The 20,090-nt window shown below is 71.6% G+C and carries 15 protein-coding genes and 1 pseudogene; 5 read left to right on the forward strand and 11 right to left on the reverse strand.

Annotated elements, in window-relative coordinates:
• Positions 1–137: 137 nt before the first annotated feature.
• Together AB0K00_RS31760 and AB0K00_RS31765 are read right to left on the reverse strand one after the other, a co-directional pair.
• The gene (locus AB0K00_RS31760; protein WP_363527754.1) at positions 138–2,834 is read right to left on the reverse strand and encodes an adenylate/guanylate cyclase domain-containing protein; all 2,697 of its coding nucleotides are present in this window, start codon (positions 2,832–2,834) and stop codon (positions 138–140) included.
• A gap of 258 nt (positions 2,835–3,092) precedes the next feature.
• On the reverse strand, positions 3,093–3,305 hold the full coding sequence (locus tag AB0K00_RS31765; RefSeq protein ID WP_363527757.1) for a zinc ribbon domain-containing protein: 213 nt from the start codon (positions 3,303–3,305) through the stop codon (positions 3,093–3,095).
• 304 nt (positions 3,306–3,609) lie between these two features.
• Here AB0K00_RS31765 and AB0K00_RS31770 point away from each other — a divergent pair, with 304 nt between their 5' ends.
• Entirely contained in the window at positions 3,610–4,617 is a 1,008-nt protein-coding gene (locus AB0K00_RS31770; RefSeq protein ID WP_363527760.1) for a lytic murein transglycosylase, read from the forward strand.
• Between the two features lie 67 nt (positions 4,618–4,684).
• Positions 4,685–5,686, forward strand: a complete 1,002-nt coding sequence (locus AB0K00_RS31775; RefSeq protein ID WP_363527864.1) for a GNAT family N-acetyltransferase — start codon at positions 4,685–4,687, stop codon at positions 5,684–5,686.
• Positions 5,687–5,695: 9 nt separating this feature from the next.
• Here AB0K00_RS31775 and AB0K00_RS31780 read toward each other — a convergent pair.
• Positions 5,696–6,079, reverse strand: a pseudogene (locus tag AB0K00_RS31780) (DUF3152 domain-containing protein); the annotation flags it as partial.
• A 23-nt stretch (positions 6,080–6,102) separates the two neighbouring features.
• Here AB0K00_RS31780 and AB0K00_RS31785 point away from each other — a divergent pair.
• Positions 6,103–6,231, forward strand: coding sequence for a hypothetical protein (locus tag AB0K00_RS31785; protein WP_363527878.1), 129 nt, complete (start codon positions 6,103–6,105; stop codon positions 6,229–6,231).
• A gap of 60 nt (positions 6,232–6,291) precedes the next feature.
• Here the strand turns inward: AB0K00_RS31785 and AB0K00_RS31790 are convergent, their stop codons facing one another.
• The 3 genes from AB0K00_RS31790 to AB0K00_RS31800 form a co-directional block, all read right to left on the reverse strand.
• Positions 6,292–8,397, reverse strand: coding sequence for a ThuA domain-containing protein (locus AB0K00_RS31790; RefSeq protein WP_363527763.1), 2,106 nt, complete (start codon positions 8,395–8,397; stop codon positions 6,292–6,294).
• A 60-nt stretch (positions 8,398–8,457) separates the two neighbouring features.
• The gene (locus AB0K00_RS31795) at positions 8,458–11,268 is read right to left on the reverse strand and encodes a PQQ-dependent sugar dehydrogenase (RefSeq protein WP_363527766.1); all 2,811 of its coding nucleotides are present in this window, start codon (positions 11,266–11,268) and stop codon (positions 8,458–8,460) included.
• A gap of 256 nt (positions 11,269–11,524) precedes the next feature.
• Positions 11,525–11,776, reverse strand: coding sequence for a hypothetical protein (locus AB0K00_RS31800; protein ID WP_363527769.1), 252 nt, complete (start codon positions 11,774–11,776; stop codon positions 11,525–11,527).
• 174 nt (positions 11,777–11,950) lie between these two features.
• On the opposite strand from AB0K00_RS31800, the gene AB0K00_RS31805 reads away from it, so the two are divergent.
• Positions 11,951–12,745 (forward strand): sigma-70 family RNA polymerase sigma factor, encoded by a 795-nt coding sequence (locus AB0K00_RS31805; protein ID WP_363527772.1) that lies wholly within the window; start codon positions 11,951–11,953, stop codon positions 12,743–12,745.
• A gap of 168 nt (positions 12,746–12,913) precedes the next feature.
• A complete protein-coding gene (locus AB0K00_RS31810) occupies positions 12,914–13,528 on the forward strand; it encodes an ATP/GTP-binding protein (RefSeq protein WP_363527867.1) in 615 nt (204 codons plus the stop codon).
• Between the two features lies 1 nt (position 13,529).
• Here AB0K00_RS31810 and AB0K00_RS31815 read toward each other — a convergent pair whose 3' ends face one another.
• From AB0K00_RS31815 to AB0K00_RS31835, 5 genes are read right to left on the reverse strand one after another with little or no spacing between them, the layout of a single operon-like run.
• Entirely contained in the window at positions 13,530–14,447 is a 918-nt protein-coding gene (locus AB0K00_RS31815) for an endo alpha-1,4 polygalactosaminidase (RefSeq protein ID WP_363527775.1), read from the reverse strand.
• Entirely contained in the window at positions 14,444–15,091 is a 648-nt protein-coding gene (locus AB0K00_RS31820) for a spherulation-specific family 4 protein (protein ID WP_363527778.1), read from the reverse strand. Before AB0K00_RS31820 ends, AB0K00_RS31815 begins: the two co-directional genes overlap by 4 nt.
• Positions 15,088–16,539: a hypothetical protein gene (locus AB0K00_RS31825; RefSeq protein WP_363527781.1), complete on the reverse strand. Its 1,452-nt coding sequence runs from the start codon at positions 16,537–16,539 to the stop codon at positions 15,088–15,090. The genes AB0K00_RS31820 and AB0K00_RS31825 overlap by 4 nt, the downstream gene beginning before the upstream one ends.
• 28 nt (positions 16,540–16,567) lie before the next feature.
• Positions 16,568–18,031 carry a GT4 family glycosyltransferase PelF gene (gene pelF / locus AB0K00_RS31830; RefSeq protein WP_363527784.1) on the reverse strand — a complete coding sequence of 488 codons (1,464 nt, stop codon included), beginning with the start codon at positions 18,029–18,031 and terminating at the stop codon, positions 16,568–16,570.
• A 10-nt stretch (positions 18,032–18,041) separates the two neighbouring features.
• Complete coding sequence (locus AB0K00_RS31835; protein WP_363527787.1) at positions 18,042–20,069, reverse strand: hypothetical protein; 2,028 nt, start codon at positions 20,067–20,069, stop codon at positions 18,042–18,044.
• Positions 20,070–20,090: the final 21 nt, after the last annotated feature.

Raw genomic sequence — 20,090 nt, forward strand, 5'->3', positions numbered from 1 at the left:
CCGGTTGCTCCGCCGCTCGACGGCGTAGGTGCCGGTTGTCCGACGGTCGGCTGCGCGCACGCGGCGTAACAGCGGCTGCGCGCACGCGGCGTAGCAGCGGCAGCTCCGCCGCTCGACGGTCGACTGCGTGGACGCGGCTATTCGACGGCGGAGAAGCGGATCGAGCCGGCGACCAGGTCCGGGTGCTCGATCGTGAGCGCGAGGGCGACCGACTCCTCCAGGCCCAGCGCACCCCCGGCGGCGTAGGCCTCGTCGAAGTCCGCGTCCCCCATGGAGGACCGCAGCGCGGCCTGCTGATCCGTCCAGTAGCTGCCGAACCCGCCGGCCGAGCAGCGCAGCCGCACCCTCGCCGCCTGGGCCGCGCCGAACAGGCGCGCCGCGGTCTCGGTCTCGCCGGCCAGGGAGCAGCGCACCGCGATCGCCATCAGGGTCTCGCAGACCCGCAGGTGGAAGCCGAAGCTCATCCGGGACCGCAGCGCCACGATCAGGTGGTCGTGCGCCGCGACGAGGTCACCGCGGGACAGTGCGACCAGGCCGAGGAGCATGTCGACGGTGCGCCGACCGCGCTCCATCGGCCGGGAGTTCTCCAGTGTGCGGGCGGACGCCAGCAGGTCGGCGGCCTCGTCGAGCGCGCCGCGGCGCCACAGCAGCTGCGCGAGCGCGTAGACGGCGAAGAGCGTCTCGCCCGCCACCCCCTGCTCGTCGGCGAGGGCGATGACGTCCCGGCAGGTGCGCTCGGCCTCGTCGAAGCGGGCCAGGTCCAGCAGCGGCGCGCCCCGGCCGGCGAGGACCCGGGCGATGAGGCCAGGGTCGCCGGCGCGGCGGGCGGCCGCCTCGGCCCGCTGTGAGAAGCGCAGCTCCTCGACCGTCTCGCCGTCGGCACCCGCGTGCAGGGAGTGCAGGTGATACGCGGCGGCGAGCTCCGCGTCCGGGACGGGCTCACCGGTCGCGCTGATCCGCTCGTACAGGCGGAACAGCCACATGCGGCCCTCACGGACGAGACCGCGCTCCCGCCACCACTGGTCCAGCGCGCCGGCGACGGCGAGGCCCTGCCGGGCGCTGCCACGGGTCACGGTCCAGTGCAGGGCGGCCCGCAGCTCGTCGGCGAGCGGGTCGAGCGTGTACAGCGACAGCGTGACGGGCCGCCCGTCGGTGTCGAGGTAGGCGTCGTGCGCGGCCTGCAGGCACCAGGCGACGTGCCGCTCCCGGGCCGACTCCTCCTCGCCGGCCTCGACGAGCAGCCGGGCGGCGTAGGCCCGGATCGGGTCGAGCATCCGGTAGGTCGCGTTCGTGGCGCCGGCCTCGGCCTGCAGCAGGGACTTGTCGACCAGGGTGGCCAGGGGGTCCAGGGGGTCGCCGTCGTGCAGCCACTCGATGGCGGGCAGGTCCACGGGGCTGGCGAACACCGACAGCCAGCGCAACAGCCGGGCTGCTCGTTCGTCGAGCGTCCGGTACGACCAGTCGACCGCCGCCTGCATCGTCCTGTGCCGGTCCCCGGGCTCGGCGGAGGCGGGGTCGGAGCCGGCGGGGCCGCCGTGCCCTGCGTCGAGGGTGCCCAGGACGTCGTCGATGCGGTTCGCGAGCTGTGCGGCGGACAGCAGCCGCAGCCGCGCGGCGGCCAGCTCCAGCGCGAGGGGCAGCCCTTCGAGGGCCTCCGCGACCCGGGTGAGCTGGGCGATGTCGCCGGGTTCGGCCGGCCGGCCGCCGCGGGCAGCGGAGGCCCGGTCGACGAGCAGCGCGACGGCGTCGCTGAACCCTCCGCCGCTGGCCGCCTCGACCGACAGCGGCGGGATCCGCCAGACGACCTCGCCGGCCAGGCCGAGCGGCTCGCGGCTGGTCGCGAGGATGGTGATCGCCGGGCCGGCGGACAGCAGCCGCGACACGAGCCGGCGGGCGGCGGGCAGCTGCGCGTCGGAGGTGTCGAGCAGGATCAGCATCCGCCGGTCGCGGGCGTGGTCGGCGAGGGTCTGGATGACGGGCCGGCCCGGCTCGGGCCGCAGCCCGACGGCGGCGGCCACGGCGACGTCGACGAGGTCACTGGTGGCCACGGCGCTGAGGTCGGCGAACCAGACCCCGTCGCGGAACTGCTCGACCAGTTCGCCGGCGGCCTCGACGGCCAGGCGGGTCTTCCCCGCGCCGCCGGCGCCGACGACGGTGACGATGCGGTGCGTGCCGATGAGGTCACGCACGGCGGCGCGTTCGGTGGCGCGGCCGATGAACCGGGTCGTCTGCACCGGCAGGTTGTGCGCGGGCGCGTCGATGGTGCGCGGCCGCGGGAACTGGCGGTCGAGGCCGGGCGCCACCAGCTGGAAGATCCGTTCGCAGCCGTCGAAGCCGCGGAGCCGGTGCAGGCCCAGGTCGAGCAGGTAGGCGTCGTCGGTGAGCTCGCCGACGCGGGCGGCGGTCGCCGCTGAGCAGAGCACCTGCCCGCCGTGCGCGGCGGCGGCGACCCGGGCCGCGCGGTGCACCTCGGGCGAGGTGTACTCCCCGCCGTACGGCTCGGCGAATCCCGTGTGCAGCCCCATCCGGACCTTCGGCCGGGCGTCGGAGCCGTCGGCGGCGGCCGGCCAGTCGTGTGCGGCGAGTTCGCGCTGCGCCTCGATGCAGGCGGCGAGCGCCGCGGCGGCGTCAGCGAACGCGACGAAGAGAGAATCACCCTCGGTGAACAGCTCGACACCGTCCGCTTTGGACAGTGCGCGGCGGATCACCTGCCGGTGCTCCTGGAGCACCGGCCGATACCCCGTGCCGAGCATCTGGGCCAGACGAGTCGAGCCCTCGATGTCGGTGAACAGGAATGTCACCAGCCCGCTGGGCAGATGCGTCCGCGCCGACACGTGAAACCTCCGCCTCCCTTTTCAGGCGTGACCCATGTTTCCCCACCCCGGGGTCGCGCACATCGTAGAAACGGTCCCCACCAGCAACCCTCAAGGTCGATGAGACGCTGGTCCATGCAGGTCAGCAAGCATACGGGGATGAAGCTCGAGTGGGTTTCGCGTGACGTAACGACAACGTGACCTACAGAGTTGTGGCACGCGAGGCCACAACATCAAAGCCATACGGCGACTATTGCGAAACCGACTTGTAACAATGCATCAACAACCGCACGAGCCGCCGCAGCATCCGCCACCAGAAGGACGCGGTTGGGCGCCTCCGGCGTTGCCACCACTCACCGCGACGGTCGACAGCAGCTTCACCGTGTCGTCGTGGCCGGACGGACAGGCGGCGTTCGCGTTGGCTTCACTCATCGGCCGCTGGACTTCGAACGTGTCGCCGCAGGCCCGGCACCGGTACTCATAACGAGGCATCCCCACAGGTTAGGCGACGGTGACACGCGTGCGGGAATTGCGGGATACTCGACCGGTGGCACAGAAACGCGGTCCAGAGTCCGACGAGCGGCGACCCACCACAATGGACACACGCTCGGTGACCGCGATCCGCCCCCCGGCACCCGACGGGGACCCCGCACCGGCCGAGCCGCCGAAGCAGGGCAGAAGAGCGGCGAAGCAGCACAAAACCGCCGAAAGCAACGACACGACCAGCACACCCGCACCGGCCACGCCAGAAGTGCCGGAAGCGCCGGAAGCGCCCGCCGCATCGGAAGCACTCGCCGTGCCGGAAGCACCGGGGGCGCCGGCCGCACCGCCCGCCGCGCCGGACGGAGGCTGGACGGCACCGTCGGCGACCGTCCCCGCGCAGCGCCACGTGCCCAAGCACGCGGCGAAGGAGTCCGGCGAGCCCGTCCCGGCGGCGGCCGGGGTCGGCGTCAATGTCCCGCAGCACCGCGCGGCCCGGTTCGAGGGCCTGCGGGCGTGGCTGCGCCGCCCGGCCGGCCGGGCCGTCATCACCGGGGTCGCGCTCGCGCTGGTGCTCGGCGCCGCGTTCGCCTCCGGCAGGTTCCTGGTCCCGGCGGTGTCCAAGCCGCGGGCCGGCACCTCCGTCGCACCGCCGCCGTCGACGACACCGGGCGCGGTCGAGACCGGTGAGGCACCCGTGCCGGCGCCGCCGGCCACGACGTTCACCCCGCCTGCCGGCACCCGCGAGCGCCCGTCGGACGTCCTCGCGGCCTGGGCCGGCCCGCGCGCGGTGAAACTGCAGATCCCGCCGGTGGCCATGCAGGCGTATGGCTATGCGGAGCTGATCACCGCGCGCACCACGCCAGGGTGCAAACTGACCTGGACCACCCTCGCCGGCATCGCGAAGATCGAGTCGGACCACGGCCGGACCAACGGCTCGCTGCTGCAGGAGGACGGCAAGGCGGTGCCGCCGATCGTCGGACCGCCGCTGGACGGGCAGAGCGGCCGGAAGGCCATCAAGGACACCGACGGCGGCACGATCGACACCGACAAGACCTGGGACCGGGCGGTCGGGCCGATGCAGTTCCTGCCGAGCACCTGGAAGGACATCGGCGTCGACGCCGACGCCGATGGGGTGACGGACATCAACGACATCGACGACGCGTCCCTTTCCGCCGCCGCCCTGCTGTGCTCAGGGGGTCGCGACCTGTCCACGGTGGAGGGTTGGAACGCCGCGATCCGGGCCTACAACGTGCCCGACGAATACCGCACGGCGGTGTTCAACGCCACGAATGACTACGGCCGGCGGGACCGGACGGGGTAGATGAAGGCCACGCTCTGCGCCGCGGTACTTCCGCTGAGCCACAAAGGTAGGCAAGCTTGACTCCGTGATGGTGCGCGAGTGGGACCCAGGGACCGCGTCCGCGGCCGAGATCGAGACAGTGCTGCGGGCGCTGAACGAAATCGTGGCGTATGACGTGCCAGAGGATCCGCCGTGGCGCGACACCAAGTTCCGGGAATACCTCGCGGTGACGATGCCCGGTGAGCGGCGCACCTCGTGGCTGGCCGTGGACGAGTCCGGTGCCCTCCTCGGCCACGCGAGCCTGCTCGCGCTGGAGGAGATCGGCGTGCTGGAGCTGTCGGTGCGCCCGGCGGCGCGCCGCGGTCACGTCGGCACGGCCCTGCTCGCCGCGGTCGCCCGCCGCGCCGCCGAGGAGGGCTTCGAGTCGGTCGGGGTCGAGGTGATCGGCGGCACGCCGAGCAGCAAGTTCTTCGAGTCGTTCGGCTTCGAGTGCGCGTTCATCGAGCAGCGCAACCTGCTCGACCTCGGTGGCGTCGACTGGCTGCGGCTGGGTGAGATGGCCGCCGGCATCGGCGCGGGCTACCGGGTCGAATACCACCCGGACGGCCCGCCGGAGCAGCACTACGCGGCCTACGCGGCGGCGAAGGAGGCGGCCAGGGCGAGCGTCGTGGAGGATCTGGCGCTGCGGCCCAGCTCCTACGACGCGGAGCGGCTCCGGGCCAGCCTGGCGACGCTGCACGCGCGCGGCCTGAAGCCGTACATCGTGCTCGCGGTGCACGAGGCGTCCGACACGATCGCCGGCCTGACCGAGGTCGTGGTGCCCGCGCAGCGCCCGACCCGCGCGGATCAGTACGACACGATCGAGGTGCCCGCGCACCGCGGCTACGGCATCAGCCGGGCGATCAAGGCCAGGATGCTCTTCGAGCTGCGGGCCGCGGAGCCGCACCTGCTGGACGTGCAGACGTGGAACGCGACGGAGAACGAGCCGTTGCTGAAGGTCAACGCGGAGCTCGGCTTCAAACCCGACCGGGAGTGGCGCGAGTACGACGCCGACGTGATCGACCTGCTGAGACGGCTGAAGAACGCCTGAGTAAACGGCTCAGCTGGGTGCCCAGGGACCTTGGACGAAGGTCCCGTCGGCGGTGAACGGGAACGAGTTGATCGTGCACCCGTTCAGCGCGATCGTCTGCGTCTGCATGATCGGCGCCGGTTGGCCGGCGCCGGGGCACTTCATGTGGTCGAAGCCCAGGAAGTGGCCCATCTCGTGGTTGACGGTGTTGGCGTGGAAGTCCACGCCGGGTGCCCCGTCGATGCCCTTGAGCCAGCGGCGCAGGTTGAGCAGGATGGTCTGGCCGTAGCGGCACGAGTAGATGCCCTGGGTGGAGACGCCGACGGCCGCGCACAGCTTGTCGACGGTGCCCGGGGTGGCCAGCCGCAGCCGCACGCTGTAGTCCTCACCGCTGACCCGCTGGAAGGACCAGTTGGCGTCGGCGAGCTTGTTGGACGGTGAACGTGCCCGAGGCGGTGGCCGGCACGCCGTCGCTGCCGGGCGAGGCGGGTTTCGCCCCGCCGGTGTCACCGCCGGCCGCGACCTGCTTCTTCAGCGTGGTCGACGGCTTCGGCGCGGGCTTCTAACGGCCGACCCCAAACGGAAGGGGCCCCGGGAAGTCCCAGGGCCCCTTGACGAGCGGTTCGTTACGGAAGGATCCACTTCTGGTTCGCCGGCGGGCCGGCGATGCACGTCCACAGGTGCACGACCGTGCTGTCCGCGGAGTTGTTGCCGGACACGTCCAGGCACTTGCCCGACTGCGGGTTGCGCAGCGTCCCGTCGGCGTTCGGCGCCCAGTTCTGCGCACCGGAGCCGTTGCACGTCCACAGCTGGATCTTCGTGCCGTCGGCGCTGCCGCCGCCGGAGATGTCCAGGCACTTACCGAGGGCCCGCAGCGTCTGGCCGTTGCGGGTCCAGGTCTGCGCACCGGAGTTGTTGCAGGTGTAGATCTGGATCTGGGTACCGTCGGCGGTGCCGCTGCCCCGCACGTCGAGGCACTTGCCGGCGAGGCCCTTGATCGGGCCGACACCCGTCGGCGGGGTCGAGGTCTTCACGAACGTGATGTCGTCGACGTCGAAGAGGCCGGTGCCGGTACCCGTGAACGTGAGGAAGATGTTCGCGGTGCCGGACGGGACGCCCGTCAGCGTGGTCGTCACGTTGGCGTAGGTGTCCCAGCTGCCGGTGTTCGGCACGTTGACGGTGCCCAGCACGGTGCCGGTCTGCGAGCCGTTGCGGATCTGGATCTGGCCGCCGGCGCCACCGGAGACGACCCGCGCCCGGAAGGACGTGGCACCGCCGACGTTGACGCCGTTGTACCCGGCCCAGTCACCCGGGTCGATGTAGCCGAGGGTCTGGCCGTTGTTGGCGCCGGCCTTGGTGAACGCCTGCGCGCCGTTGACGGAGCTGAACGACTCGGCCTGCACGGTCACGTCGGTCGACGGGTTCCCGCCGAGGTCCTTGATCCGCACGTTGCGGAACGAGGCCGTGTCGCCGGTGCCGTGGTTCTGGATGCCGATGTAGCCGTCGAGGTTGCGGTTCGGGTCGGTGTTGGTGAAGTCGTTGACCTGGGTGCCGTTGAGGTACACCCGGATCCGCTGACCCTCCACGAGCAGCTCGTAGGTGTTCCACTCACCGGCCGGGTTGAGCGCCGCGTCGCGGGCCGCGATGTCCGCGGACTTGAACGTGTAGATGGCGCCGGTGGTGCGGTCGGCGGCGTCGGTCGCGTCGATCTGGATCTCGTACCCCTGGTTGACGGCGACCCACGGGTCGCTGCCGGGGTTCGGGAAGCCGACGAAGATGCCGGAGTTGCTGTCGCCGGTGAGCCGCCAGTCCGCCTTCAGCGAGTACGAGGTGTACTGCTTCGCGCTGTACCAGAACAGGCCCATGCCGCCGACGGAGGTCAGCGTCGCGTCGGAGTTGGTGAAGCTGCCGGGGCCGGACTGCGACCAGCCGGTCGTGGCGCCGTTGTAGATCGCGGTGTAGCCGCTCTCGGGACGGCAGTCGGCCTTGGCCCGCTTCGACGCGTACCGGATACCGCCGAGCAGCTCGTTGCGGAAGTTGCCGTCGGCGTAGGACTCCTGGGTGTGCCCGAAGCCGGTGTAGAACGAGCGCCCGCTGTCGATCGTCTTGCACCAGGTGATCGGGTGGTCGGCGCCCATCGTGCCGCCGGAGTACGACGACTCGTCGAGGGTGGCCAGGACCCGGGCGCTGGTGCGCGGGTTGCTCTGGTAGTTGTACAGCTCATCCGTGCGGGTCCAGGTCTGCGGCAGGTGCGCCGTGGCCGGGTGGGCCCGGTTCTCGGTCTTCGAGTTGACCTGCTGGATCGCCGGGTGCGAGGAGAACCACGCGCCGACGAGCGTGCCGTAGAACGGCCAGCTGTACTCGGTGTCGGCGGCCGCGTGGACACCGACGTAACCGCCGCCGCCGCGCACGTAGGACTCGAACGCGGTCTGCTGCGTGTCGTTGAGCACGTCGCCGGTGGTGTTGAGGAAGACGACCGCCTCGTACTGGGCGAGGTTGCCGGTCGTGAACGCGGCGGCGTCCTCCGTGGCGGTGACGGTGAAGTTGTTGGCCGCGCCCAGCTGCTGGATCGCGGTGATGCCGGCCGGGATGGCGTCGTGCCGGAACCCGGCGGTCTTGGAGAACACGAGCACGTCATAGGGCGCGTCGGCGGCGACGGCCGGGGTGGCGGCGGACAGGGTGCATGCGGCGAGGGCGATGGCGGCGCCCGCTCCGGCGAGGATTCTGCGCACGGAATCTCCTTAGCAGGGAGGGAGGCGCCCGTGTGGCGGCACGGGCGCCCGATCACCTCGTTAGGGCAGGGTCCACTTCTGGTTCGCCGGCGGGCCGGCCGCGCAGGTCCACAGGTGTACGACGGTGCTGTCCGCGGAGTTGTTGCCGGACACGTCGAGGCACTTGCCGGACTGCGGGTTGCGCAGCGTCCCGTCGGCGTTCGGCGCCCAGTTCTGCGCGCCCGAGCCGTTGCACGTCCACAGCTGGATCTTCGTGCCGTCGGCGCTGCCACCACCGGACACGTCCAGGCACTTGCCGAGCGCCTGCAGCGTCTGACCGGAGCGGGTCCAGGTCTGTGCGAGGGTGCCGTTGCAGGTGTACAGCTGGATCTGCGTGCCGTCGGCGGTGGCGGCGCCACGCACGTCCAGGCACTTGCCGGCCAGGCCCTTCACGGGGCCCACCCCGCCGGTGCTGGTCGTGAACGTGAAGCTGTCCAGGTCGAACAGCGCGGCCGTGCCGGTGCCGGCGAACGTCACGTACAGCGACGTGGTGCCGGCGGGCGGGCTGGTGATCGGCGCGGTCACCGTCGTGAACGTCTCCCACGAGCCCGTCACCGGGATCGTCGCGGAGCCGATGATCGTGCCGGTCGGCGAGCCGGTGCGGAACTGCACGGTGCCGCCGGTGCCCCCGGACGACGCCCGGACGAGGACCGAGGTCGCGTTGTTCACCTTGTACGGGTCGAACTCGATCCAGTCACCGTTGTTGATGTCGCCGACGGTCTTGCCACCCTCGGCGGTCGTCTTGGTGAAGGTGTTGATGTTGCCCGAGCTGGTCTTGAAGTGCTCGGCCTGCCGGTGCCGGGGTTGCAGGATGTTCTGCGCGTGGACCGTCAGGCCGCCGTTGTCGGTGTACTGCGCGTCGAAGATCGGGAAGATGTTCGCCGCGTCGTCGTGCTCACCGTCGACCGGGATGTTGATCGTGCCCGAGCACCCGGTCTGCGACGTGATCTGGTGCGCGTGCTGGTCGTGGCCGAGCACGTAGGTCATGGTGATCCTGGAACAGGTGATCGCCCCGTCCTCGGGATCGCTGACCGTGACGCTCCACGGCACGCTGTCGCCGAAGGACACCAGCTGCCCCGACGCCGGCGCGTTGATCGTCACCGTCGGCGCGGTGTTGCCGACGCTGATCAGCACGCTCGACGTGGCGGGGGCATTCTGGTTGTCCCGCACCGTCAGGGTCGCGTTGTAGGTCCCGTTGGCGGTGTACGTGTACGACGGGTTCGCCGCGGTCGAGTCCTGGGTGCCGTTGCCGTCGAAGTCCCACGAGTAGGTCAGCGGCCCGCCCTCGGGATCGCTGGACCCGGCGGAGGAGAACGTCACCGCGAGGGGTGCCACGCCCGAGGTCTTGTTCGCGCTCGCCACGGCGGTCGGCGCGCGGTTGCCGCCACCCACGTAGTCGTAGCGGTACAGCGCCGAGTTGGCGTCGCCGTTGAAGTACCCGGTGCCGTAGTCCAGGACGTACAGCGCGCCGTCGGGGCCGAACTGCATGTCCATGACCTGCTTGCCGTTCCACGGGAAGTTGTCGATCGCGCCCCGGGAGCCGTCGCTGTTGACGACGATCGGCTTGATCCAGCCACGGCCGAACTCGCCGGCGAAGAACATGCCGTTGAACGCCGCCGGGAACTTCGTCGCCGACGGGTTCGCCGCGTCGTAGCGGTACACCGGCCCACCCATCGGCGACTCGGAGCCGCCGCCGAACTCGGCCGGGGTGCCGGCATCGCCGCCGTAGCGGATCCAGGCGGGACGGGCCGCGGGCAGCGTGCCGAGACCGGTGTTGCGGAACGAGTTGTTCGTCGGCCCGCCGGCGCAGTTGTACTTGGCGCCGCCGGTGTTCGCGGCGAAGTCCCACTCGTTGTAGATCTCGGTGCTGGTGTTGGTGCCGGTGCAGTACGGCCAGCCGTAGTTGCCCGGCGACGTGATCCGGTTGAACTCGACCTGCCCGGACGGCCCGCGGGTGGCACTGGTGGTGCCGGCGTCGGGACCGTAGTCACCGACGTAGACGATGCCGGTCGCCTTGTCCACCGTCATCCGGTACGGGTTGCGGAAGCCCATGGCGTAGATCTCGGCCCGCGTGTTCGCCGTGCCCGGCGCGAACAGGTTCCCCGAGGGGATCGAGTAGGTGCCGTTGGCGTTGACCTTGATCCGCAGGATCTTGCCCCGCAGGTCGTTGGTGTTGCCCGCGGACCGCTGCGCGTCATACGCCGGGTTGCGGTTCGTCCGCTCGTCGAGGGGCGAGTAGCCGGCGGAGTCGAACGGGTTGGAGTCGTCACCGGTCGACAGGTACAGGTTGCCGGCCGCGTCGAAGTCGATGTCACCGCCGACGTGGCAGCAGATGCCCCGGTTGGCGGGCACGTCCAGGATGTTGACCTGGCTGGCCATGTTGACCGTGTAGTTCGCGTTGAGGGTGAACCGGGAGAGGCGGTTGACCCCGGTCCAGGTGGCCCAGTCGGTGGCGGTGCCGGTGGCCGGCGCGTCGCCCGCGGGGGTGCTCAGCGGCGGCGCGTAGTACAGGTAGATGAACTTGTTGGTGGCGAAGTTCGGGTCGGCCGCGACGCCCTGCAGACCCTCCTCGTCGTGGGTGTAGACGGGGATGTTGCCGATCACGGTGGTGGTGCCGCTGGCGTCGGTGCGCCGCAGCGTGCCGTTGCGGGCGGTGTGCAGCACCGAGCGGTCGGGCAGCACGGAGATGGTCAGCGGCTCGCCGACCTCCGGCTCGCCCTTCGCGAGGGTGACCTGCTGGAAGTCGGCCGCGTTGATCGCCGCCGAGGCCGGAGCGGCCTGGACGACGAGGGCGCCGACGCTCGCCGTGACAAGAAGCAGGGCGGCACCCATCGGCCGCCATCGATGCCTTGAGGGTTGTTGGTTCACTGTGTCCCTTCCTGACTGAACGTGCCAGGCAGGGCGCGCGCCGCCGCGCCGGATGCCGTATGCCTCCGAAACCCTGGCAATGCCCATCGATGCGCCCCGCCGTCGGCGAATAACATTGACGAAACACTCCAGTGTCGTGGAGGACACACTAGGAGCTTCGAACCAACCTGTCCATACTTTCCTTCGTCTTGGCGGGAACTTTTGTTCCACTAACCAAAAGTCACCGTCCGCTACCGACGGCAGCGGCATCCGTCCCCCGCCCGACCGGCCCACCGGCCTGCCCGCCGGCCTGCCCGGCGGCCGTCGCGGCCCGGACCGCCATCGTGGTCGAAGCGCCGACCGCGGCGGTCGCGACGGTCGCCGTCGCCACCGCCGCTCCCGCGATGCTGAGCGCGGTGAGCGCGACGAGCGCCACCAGCCCAAGTGCGGCGAGCACGACATAGGAGACGACCAGCCAGCAGGGACGTGTCACGACTGCCTCCAGGGGCATCGAGGAACGATCGGGGTACCTGGGGCTGGTATGCGGGGACGCGCCGCGAACCCGCGGCACCCGATGCGGGAAGAATCATCGACCGGCGGCGTGGGTTGCCCGCCACTCCGGACGTAGGAGGGTGTGTCGACCATCCATCCACCGGGAGGTTCACCGATGCACAGACACCCGGACGACGGCGGGATACCACCGGGACCGCCGCTGTTACAGCGTCGCGCCACAACCGGCGCACCCCGGCACCCCGACGACTCCGTCAGCGTCGACGAAACGGAGGTGCTCCAGGCCATCGAGGACGTCCAGCGGCGTTCCGGCGACGAGCAACTCCGGGCCCGGCTGGCGGCCGTCGGGTTCGAAGGCCCGGACTACGACCTGTTCGCACGCGAACTCGCGGCATACGGCATCGCCGTCTGCATCGCCAAGCTGGAGACCGGCGCGATCTTCCGTGACTGCGCCGACCTCAACCGGCCGTGCGGCGCACCGCCGAGCAACTGGAGCCACCAGGACCGCCGGACGCTCGCGCAGGACACGGTCGCCGAAGGTCTCCTGCTCTTCCACCGCAAGGGCCTGGTCGAGGGCGACTGGAAGCCCACCGGCGGCGCCTCGCTCAAGACCTACTTCATCGGCGCCTGCGTCCTGCGTTTCGCCGACGTCTACCGGGCATGGCAGAAGGAGATGATCAGATGGGGTCTGTGGGAGCGCGTCGCCGCCGCCGGAGCAGCCCGGCAACGCCCACCGGAGGACCCCGCGGACATCGTCGCCGTCTGGGACCGCATCCAGCGTGGCCTGCAGGATCTCGATCCGCGCACGCGCGAGGCGATCATCCTGACCGAGCGCGGCTACACGCAGTCTGAGATCGCCGACCTGATGGGCTTGAGCGTCCGAGGCGTGGAAGGGCTGCTGTACCGGCACCGGGCCAGAACCACCCGGCTCGACAACGATGGGAGCAGGTGAACAGTGGAGCGCGAGACTGCAGACCTCATGAGTTTCATCGCCGGATCCACGCTGGGCACGGCCGACGTCCAGGCCCTGGCTCGTCGCGCCCGCGACGAGGACATCGACCACGTGCTGCTGCTCACCCGCGTCTCGCGGGCGCGGCACGCCCCACCGGTCACCACACCGATCACCGCGACGGTCACCACGCCGCGGGCCCATCGCGTCACGGAGGCCAAACTGCTGATCGCCGGTGGTTTCGGCGCCGGCAAGACCACCATGGTCGGCTCCGCCTCGGAGGTCACACCCTTCACCACCGAAGAGATCATGACGTCCGCCGGCGTCGGCGTGGACGACACCCGCAACGTGCCGGGCAAGACCACCACGACCAGTTGCCTGGACTACGGCCGGGTCTCCATCGATCGCGACCTCATCCTGCACCTGTTCGGCACGCCGGGTCAGACCCGCTTCTGGTACATGTGGGACGAGCTGATCCGTGGCTGCGTCGGCGCCGTCGTCCTCGTCGACACCAGACGGCTCGCCGACTGCTTCGCCGCGATCGACTTCTTCGAGCACCGGCGGCTGCCCTACCTCGTGGCGATCAACTGCTTCGACGGTGTCCAGTACCACGACGCCAAGGACGTCCGCGAGGCACTCGCCGTCACCGGGGACGTGCCGGTGGTGTCCCTGGACGCCCGCAGCGGCGCATCGAGCCGGCACGTGCTGATCTCACTGGTCGAGCATGTCCTGAGCCTTCGAGGTGTGGTCGCGGCCGGCACGCCGCTGGCGGGGAGCACGGCATAGATCAGCAGGCAGCGCGCCAGGCGTCGAGGTCTTCCTTCTTCTTCATCGAGGAGAAGCGCAGCGCGGTCGTCTTCGGGCAGAACTTCGCGGTGTCGACGTCATATTCGACGTGGAAGACGGGCTTGCCGGCGGCGATGAAGACCTTCAGGGTGTCGCACTCGTCGTAGTGGGCGCACTCCTCGTTGACCGCGAAGTCGAACGCCGGCTCGAGGGCCTGCGCCTGCTCCACGTCGTTCTTCAGGCCGACGCCGAGGCCGAGGCGGTGTGCGAGGTCGGCGACGCGGCGGTTGAACGTCAGCTGGTCCGCGGCGGTCAGCGGGAAGCCGCTGTTGTTGGCGTAGCCGTCGACGTTGTCGGGTTCGACGGCGTCGAAGCCCTTGTCCTTGCACACCTTGAACCTGGCTTCCAGCAGCGGTGAGAGGGTGTCCCAGCGGCGGATGTCCAGCCACTTCTCCCCCGGCCAGCCCTCCAGGCCCTTGCCGCGCACCGACTCCGGGAAGTTGCCGGCGTCGGCGCGGAAGTCCTCGTGCGCGCCGACGTTGACGTAGCAGATGACGCGCCGGCCCGCGGTCTTCAGGCGAGCGACGTCGGCGGCGGAGGTGGTGACCGCGTCGACGTCGTACACGTCCACGGCGACGGACGTGTCGAGGGTGCCGGTCAGCTGCCACTGCCAGGTGACCCCGACCGCCGGGCGCCACCAGCCGGACGGGGCCGCGCCGGACGCGCTGCCGGACCCGGACACCGCCGTCGACGGCGGGGCGGAGCCGAGACCGCCGAACCCCGACGGCGGCACCGCGGCTGTGCGCGGGGGGCGGCGGTCCTCGCCGGTGTCGTCGCCGGACGTCGTACAGGCCGCCGCGTACAGGACGGTCAGCAGGATCAGCCCGCACAGGGCGGCCCGGAGCCGGCGGTCGGTCACCGCGCCGCCGCCCGCGCACGCACGACCGTCGGGATGCCCTCGTACGGCAGGGGCGCGGGCAGGTCGGTGACCAGGCCGTGCGGCGCCCGGGACAGCAGCAATGCGGTCGCGGTGCCGACCCGTTCGGTCGGCACGCCGTAGACGAGGTGTGCCGCGTTCGGCCAGTCACGGCCGTCGGGCAGCCCGTACGCCGGTGGGGCGTCCACATAGGACTCCCAGGAGCCCTCGAACGTGCACACGACGTCGGCGAGGTCCGCGTAGCCGGGCAGGCACCGGGTCCCCGGGTTGAGCACCACCGATCCGCGCACCGCCCGCACCACCTGGGTCACGTAGGCCAGGCCGGCGGCGTCCGCCGGCACCTGGTCGAAGAAGATACCGCCGACCGGGTACTGCGCCCAGCCGACGATGTCGCACCACACCTCGCCGTTGGCGCGGTTGCCGTAGTCGAGGTCGACGTAGCCGAGCATCCGGACGCCGGAGCGGTGCAGGCGGGCGGTGGCGACCGCGTACACCTCGTCGCGGCCGGCGCCACCAGGTCCGTTGTGGACGTTGACGATCGTCGTCGGCCGTTCGGTGGTGCGGCACAGCGACTCCCACGCGTCGGGGTCGACGAGCGGGTGGACGTACAGCGGCAGGAGCATCATCGGTAACTCTCCGGATCACGCAGGACGAGCGCCGCGACGGCCAGGCCGGGCAGGCCGGCTCCGAGCAGGGTCGCGACGGCGAGGGTTTCGGTGAACGTGGGCGCCACGTGCACGAGGGCGGGCGCCCAGTGCCCGACGCCCGCGACGAGCAGCGTCGGCCACCAGACGACGAGCGCGGCGGTGCCGGCCCGGCCGTGCGCGGCGAGGACCAGGCACAGCGCGTACACGCCGGTGAGCAGGACCGCGGCGGCCAGGGCCTGCCCGCCGGGGCCGCTGACGCCGACCCAGACGGCGCCGGCGATCGTGGCGCCGAGCCCGACCGGGACGCACAGCACGGCGACGGTGCCCTTGCTAATCCGGGCGAGCCGCCGGTCGAACGCGACCCGGTCGGCGAGCACGGCCCGGGCGTACGCGATGCGCCGCTGGTGCCACACCAGGGTCAGCTCGATCAGCGGCACCCCGACCAGCAGCGGCACCGCCTCGACCGGGACGCGGTGCGGCGCGATCCCGTCGAGGGCGACCGCACCCAGCAGCGCCGCCTGGCCGGTGCCGACGAGGCCGTAGAGCAGGGCGTAGCCGATGTCGCCGCTCCACGACCGCCACCGCCGCCACGGCATCCGGCCGCTGACGTCGGCGCCGACGACCGGGCGGAAGGCGACGACCAGCAGCGCCGCGACCCCGCACAGCAGCGCCGCGACCGCCCAGCCGCCGACCCCCGCGGCGACGGCCACGGTCGCGACCCAGGACGGGGCGGCCGCGACGAGCACGACCCGTTCCCGGCCGGTGACGAGGGCGACGGCGGCGACCGCGAACAGCGCCAGCTGCACCGCGGCGATCGTGTACGCGCGCGGCCCGGCCCCGGCGAGCACCAGCGCCCAGACGGTGGCGAGGCCGAGGAACCCGCCGCCGAGAAGCCGGGAGGCGGCGGTGACGCCCCGCTCCGACAGCGCCCGGTAGCCGAGGTAGGACAGGGCCTGGCCGCCGCCCCAGCCGAGCAGGAGCGTCCCGGTCGTCGCGAGCCGCGACACACCGTCCACTTCGGACGCCGCGCCGAGCCCGATCGCCAAGGGGGTCAGGTAGATCGTGGCGCGCACCAGGGTGTCGGTGACGACGGCGCGGACGGCCGGCCCCTCATCGACGAACGCTGCGTGCGTGGCCGTTTCGGCGGTGTCGAGGGTACGGGCGACGACGCGCCCGGCCAGCGCGAACACCGACGGCACGCCGTACTCCCGGTCGGCGACGCGGTCGTTGATGCCGTTGGCCTCGAGGATCGCGGCGACCTCGTCGACGTCGACGGCGCCGGCGCAGTCCTCCCGCATCCGGTCGGCGAGCGCGGCGACCGGGTCGGTCGAGACCCGCCCGACGAACCGCAGCGACTCGCCCCGCTCCAACGCGGACAGCCGCGCCCGCCGCTGCATCGGCACCACCACCAGGGAATCAGCACTCATGATGAGCGGCATTTCCGCTGCGGACCGCTCATGCGGATACCAGGACCGACGCGCGCACCGGCATGCGGGCCGCGACCCGCCTGTCCGTCAGATCCATGTACCGGCTTCTATAGGCAGTCAGGCAGCGGTCCAGGGTGTGCGCACGCAACGCCCGCTGCCGTCCGCTGTCGCCGGTAGCGGCCCGCAGGTCCGGCGAGGTGAGCAGTGCGATGCACGCCTCGCCGAACGCCTGCGGGTCGCGCGGCGGCACGACCAGGCCGGCGTCGCCGACGGCCTCGGCGACGCCGCCGACGTCGGTGCTGACCGTCGGCCGGCCGCACATCATCGCCTCCAGCACCGTGTAGGGCATGCCCTCGGAGATGCTGGACAGCGCCGCGACCTGCCCGACCGCGAACGCGTCCCGGCTCGAAGAGCACGGCCCGGCCCAGGTGACCGCGTCGGCGAGGCCGAGGTCGGCGGCGGTGGCCCGGCAGGTGGCCGCGTACGCCTCGTTGCCCGCGGGGACCGGCCCGGCGAGGTGCAGCCGCGCACCGGGCACCTTCGCCCGGACCACGCCGAGGGCGCGGATGAGCGTCTCCAGGTCCTTGAGCGGGTCGACCCGCCCGACCCACGAGATGACCGGGTCGGCGGGTTCCTCGGTGAGCGCCGGGAACCGGGCCGGGTCGACGCCGTTGCCGATGACGGCGAGCTTCGCCGGGTCGGCGCCGTGCCGCACCGCCCACCGCGAGTTGAACCCGCTGACCGGGGTGATGAGGTCCGACTCCCAGTACGACAGCCGCGCCAGGGCCCGGTGGAAGCGCAGCAGCGCCGTTTTCACCCCGGGCGACTGGTCGCCGGCGGCGAGGTACCGCTCCCGCAGGTACACGCCGTGCTCCGTCATCAGGAACGGGACGCCGCTGCGCCACTTCGCGGCCAGGGCGACCATGGACGACAGGCCGTTGGCGTTGGCGTGGACGAGATCCACGCCCGCGGGGAGCTCGGCGGCCAACGGGCGTAGGGCGTGCTCCAGCAGTACCCCTGCGACGTCGGCGTCCCGCAGCGTCAGGCGCGGCAGGTGGATGCCGTCGGCCCTGGCCCGCGCCCACGCGTCCAGCAGGATGTCGGCGAGGCGGACCCCGGCCAGGGGATGGCGGCCGGTGCGCCCGTGCGGGAACCGGCCCGGGCGGGGCCGCGCGAGCTCGGCGAGCTCACGCAGCCCCTCGGTGAAGACGACCAGGTCGGCCGCGGTGTCGCCGAGCATCCCCCGGCACAGCCTGGCGGCGGCCCGTTCGGGCTTGCCGCGGGCCGGCCGGGCGGTGCCCCAGACCGGGACCGCGGTCAGCGACCGGACGTTGCCGGGCAGTCGCACCGCCGGCCGGTCCGGTTCGGTGCCGACGATGGCCACGAGCTCCCAGTCCACCTCGGACAGTCCACGCACCAGCTGGTCGCACCAGGTGCTGACGCCGCCGGTGACGTACGGGTAGGTGCCTTCGTTGACGAGCGCGACACGCACGGCGCGGACCTCAGCTGCTCAGCCGGAGCAGCTGAGTGGCGTTGCGGCCCAGGCTCCGCCAGGCGGAGCGCTCACCGCCGTAGGCGTCGCCGAAGTTGCCGCCCATGACCTCGATGCCCAGCACCGACATGGTGATGAGCTTGGTGCCGTTGGGCATGGTGACCGGCACGTCGAGGGTGCCGCTGCCCCGGTTGACGATGGTGACCTTGCCGTCGAGGGTGTACGCCTCCACGGACCGGCTCCGCAGCGCCGCCGCCCACGCCGCCTGGCGCTTGTTCTGCAGCGCGGTCTCGGCGAACTTCGGGTTCACGACCGGGGTGGCGCTGGTGTAGGTGGCCGCGTACCGGGCGAGGACCGCGTCGAGGACCGGGTAGAGGATGCGGTCCTCGGCCAGGTTCGACTGGTGCGCGTAGTGCGGCGCCGGGTTGGTGGACACAACGTGGTCGTAGGCGATGCGGGCCTCGATCGGCACGATGTAGGTGTCGAACCCGTTCGCGCCGAGCGGGGCGATGCAGGTGGACGCCGCGTTGTTCTCGCAGATCCCGCTGCCGCCGTCGGCCCGGCTGGTGTAGATCCAGTTGTACTCGTCGACCTCTTCGGCCTTCGTGGCCACGTTGTAGTAGATGTTCATCGGGTACCGGGGCACCGTGACCGCGTTGCCGACGGTGCGCGTGGTCTGCTCGCGGGACGCGTCGGACGCGATGTACTTGACGCCGTTGGTGTTCAGCGCCGGCGCCAGGTTCGGGTTGTCGGCCGGCATCTGCGGCAGCGTCCTGAGCCCGGAGTGCTCACCGGTGACGAGCTCACCGGCGTCGATCGTGATGCCCTTGCCCTTGGCCCAGTCGACGTTGGTCTTGATCTGGGCGGTGATGTCGGCCTGCGACACCCATTTCGTGGCGCCGTAGCCGTCAATCGCGCACTTCCACGGCGACACCGTGAAGTCCTGGACGCAGCCGAGGTACGGGTGCTCGTAGGTGTGGTTGATCCAGCGGAACTGGGTCTTGCTGGCCACCATCGCGGTGGTCAGCGGGTCGCCGGCGCCGGCCTCGACGCTGCCGCCGCCGTTGAAGACGACGTCGAGCTTGAGCCCCTTGGCCTGCTGCCAGGCGACGAGCGCCTGCACGTCGGCGGGCGTCATCCGGATCGGCGTGTTGTCCGGCGTCCCCGCCCCGCAGTCGTCGCCGACGGTGCAGTTGTGCGCGGTGTCCCACCGGTCGTCGGGCAGGAACACGTCGTCGACGTGGACGCTGAAGAAGTTGCGCGTGATGCCGAGGTGGATGCCCTTGGTGAGCCAGGTGACCAGGCCGTGGCCGAGCTCCAGCGCGTGCGTCTGGTATCGGTTGGCGGCGAGCGTGACGACGAGCTCCTCGCGGCCGTCGTGGGCGTAGACGCCCATCAGCGAGCCCGTCGGGGCGTTCTGCGCCGTCCCGGTGACGAGCGGGGTGAACGTGGCTCCGGCCGGCAGCGTGCTCGCCGGCGTGCCGAAGTACCCGTAGGACTCGATGACGTTCGGGTCGCGGTCGTCGATGCGGACGGTCCCGGCGAGGTAGCCGAAGCCCGCGGCCTTGCCTGCGGCGGTGACGTTCATCGTGGCGCCGTCGAGGACGCCGCTCCAGGCGAGGTCCTGACCCACGTTCGGGTTGGCCCAGGTGTACGCGTCGATCTGGCGGATCTTGAACTCGCGTTCGAAGGCGGCGAGGGCGGTCGCCTCGGTGCCGGTCACCGCGCTCTCGTTCGGCACGATCACGCCCTGGAACTTGGCCCGGCGGACGCCGCTGACCGAGTCGGCGAGGAACGCGGCGGTGATCGCCGGTCGGCCGCTGTCGCCGAGGGCGAGCGTGTCGTAGGGGACGCCTTCACGGTCGAGCTGGGCGCGGAGCATGTCGATGCCGGTGCTGCCGTCGTCGAGCACGAGGACCCGCAGGTCGACGCGCTGCCTGGGTTCGGCGGCGAGGGCGGGTGAGGCGACGAGGAGGCCGGTGAGGGCGACGAGCGCGCAGGCGCCGGCGAGGACTCGCCGGCGGATCTGGAACTTCAACGTGCTGCTCCTTCGGGCGGG

This window comes from Dactylosporangium sp. NPDC049525, assembly GCF_040676755.1.
In the GTDB taxonomy this organism is placed as follows: Bacteria; Actinomycetota; Actinomycetes; order Mycobacteriales; family Micromonosporaceae; genus Dactylosporangium.

Excerpts from the sequence above, each read along its gene's own strand:
- AB0K00_RS31795 (WP_363527766.1), bottom strand. The coding sequence starts at position 11,268 with ATGGGTGCCGCCCTGCTTCTTGTCACGGCGAGCGTCGGCGCCCTCGTC.
- AB0K00_RS31775 (WP_363527864.1), top strand. The coding sequence starts at position 4,685 with ATGGTGCGCGAGTGGGACCCAGGGACCGCGTCCGCGGCCGAGATCGAG.
- AB0K00_RS31805 (WP_363527772.1), top strand. The coding sequence starts at position 11,951 with ATGCACAGACACCCGGACGACGGCGGGATACCACCGGGACCGCCGCTG.
- AB0K00_RS31765 (WP_363527757.1), bottom strand. The coding sequence starts at position 3,305 with ATGCCTCGTTATGAGTACCGGTGCCGGGCCTGCGGCGACACGTTCGAA.
- AB0K00_RS31825 (WP_363527781.1), bottom strand. The coding sequence starts at position 16,539 with ATGAGTGCTGATTCCCTGGTGGTGGTGCCGATGCAGCGGCGGGCGCGG.
- AB0K00_RS31820 (WP_363527778.1), bottom strand. The coding sequence starts at position 15,091 with ATGATGCTCCTGCCGCTGTACGTCCACCCGCTCGTCGACCCCGACGCG.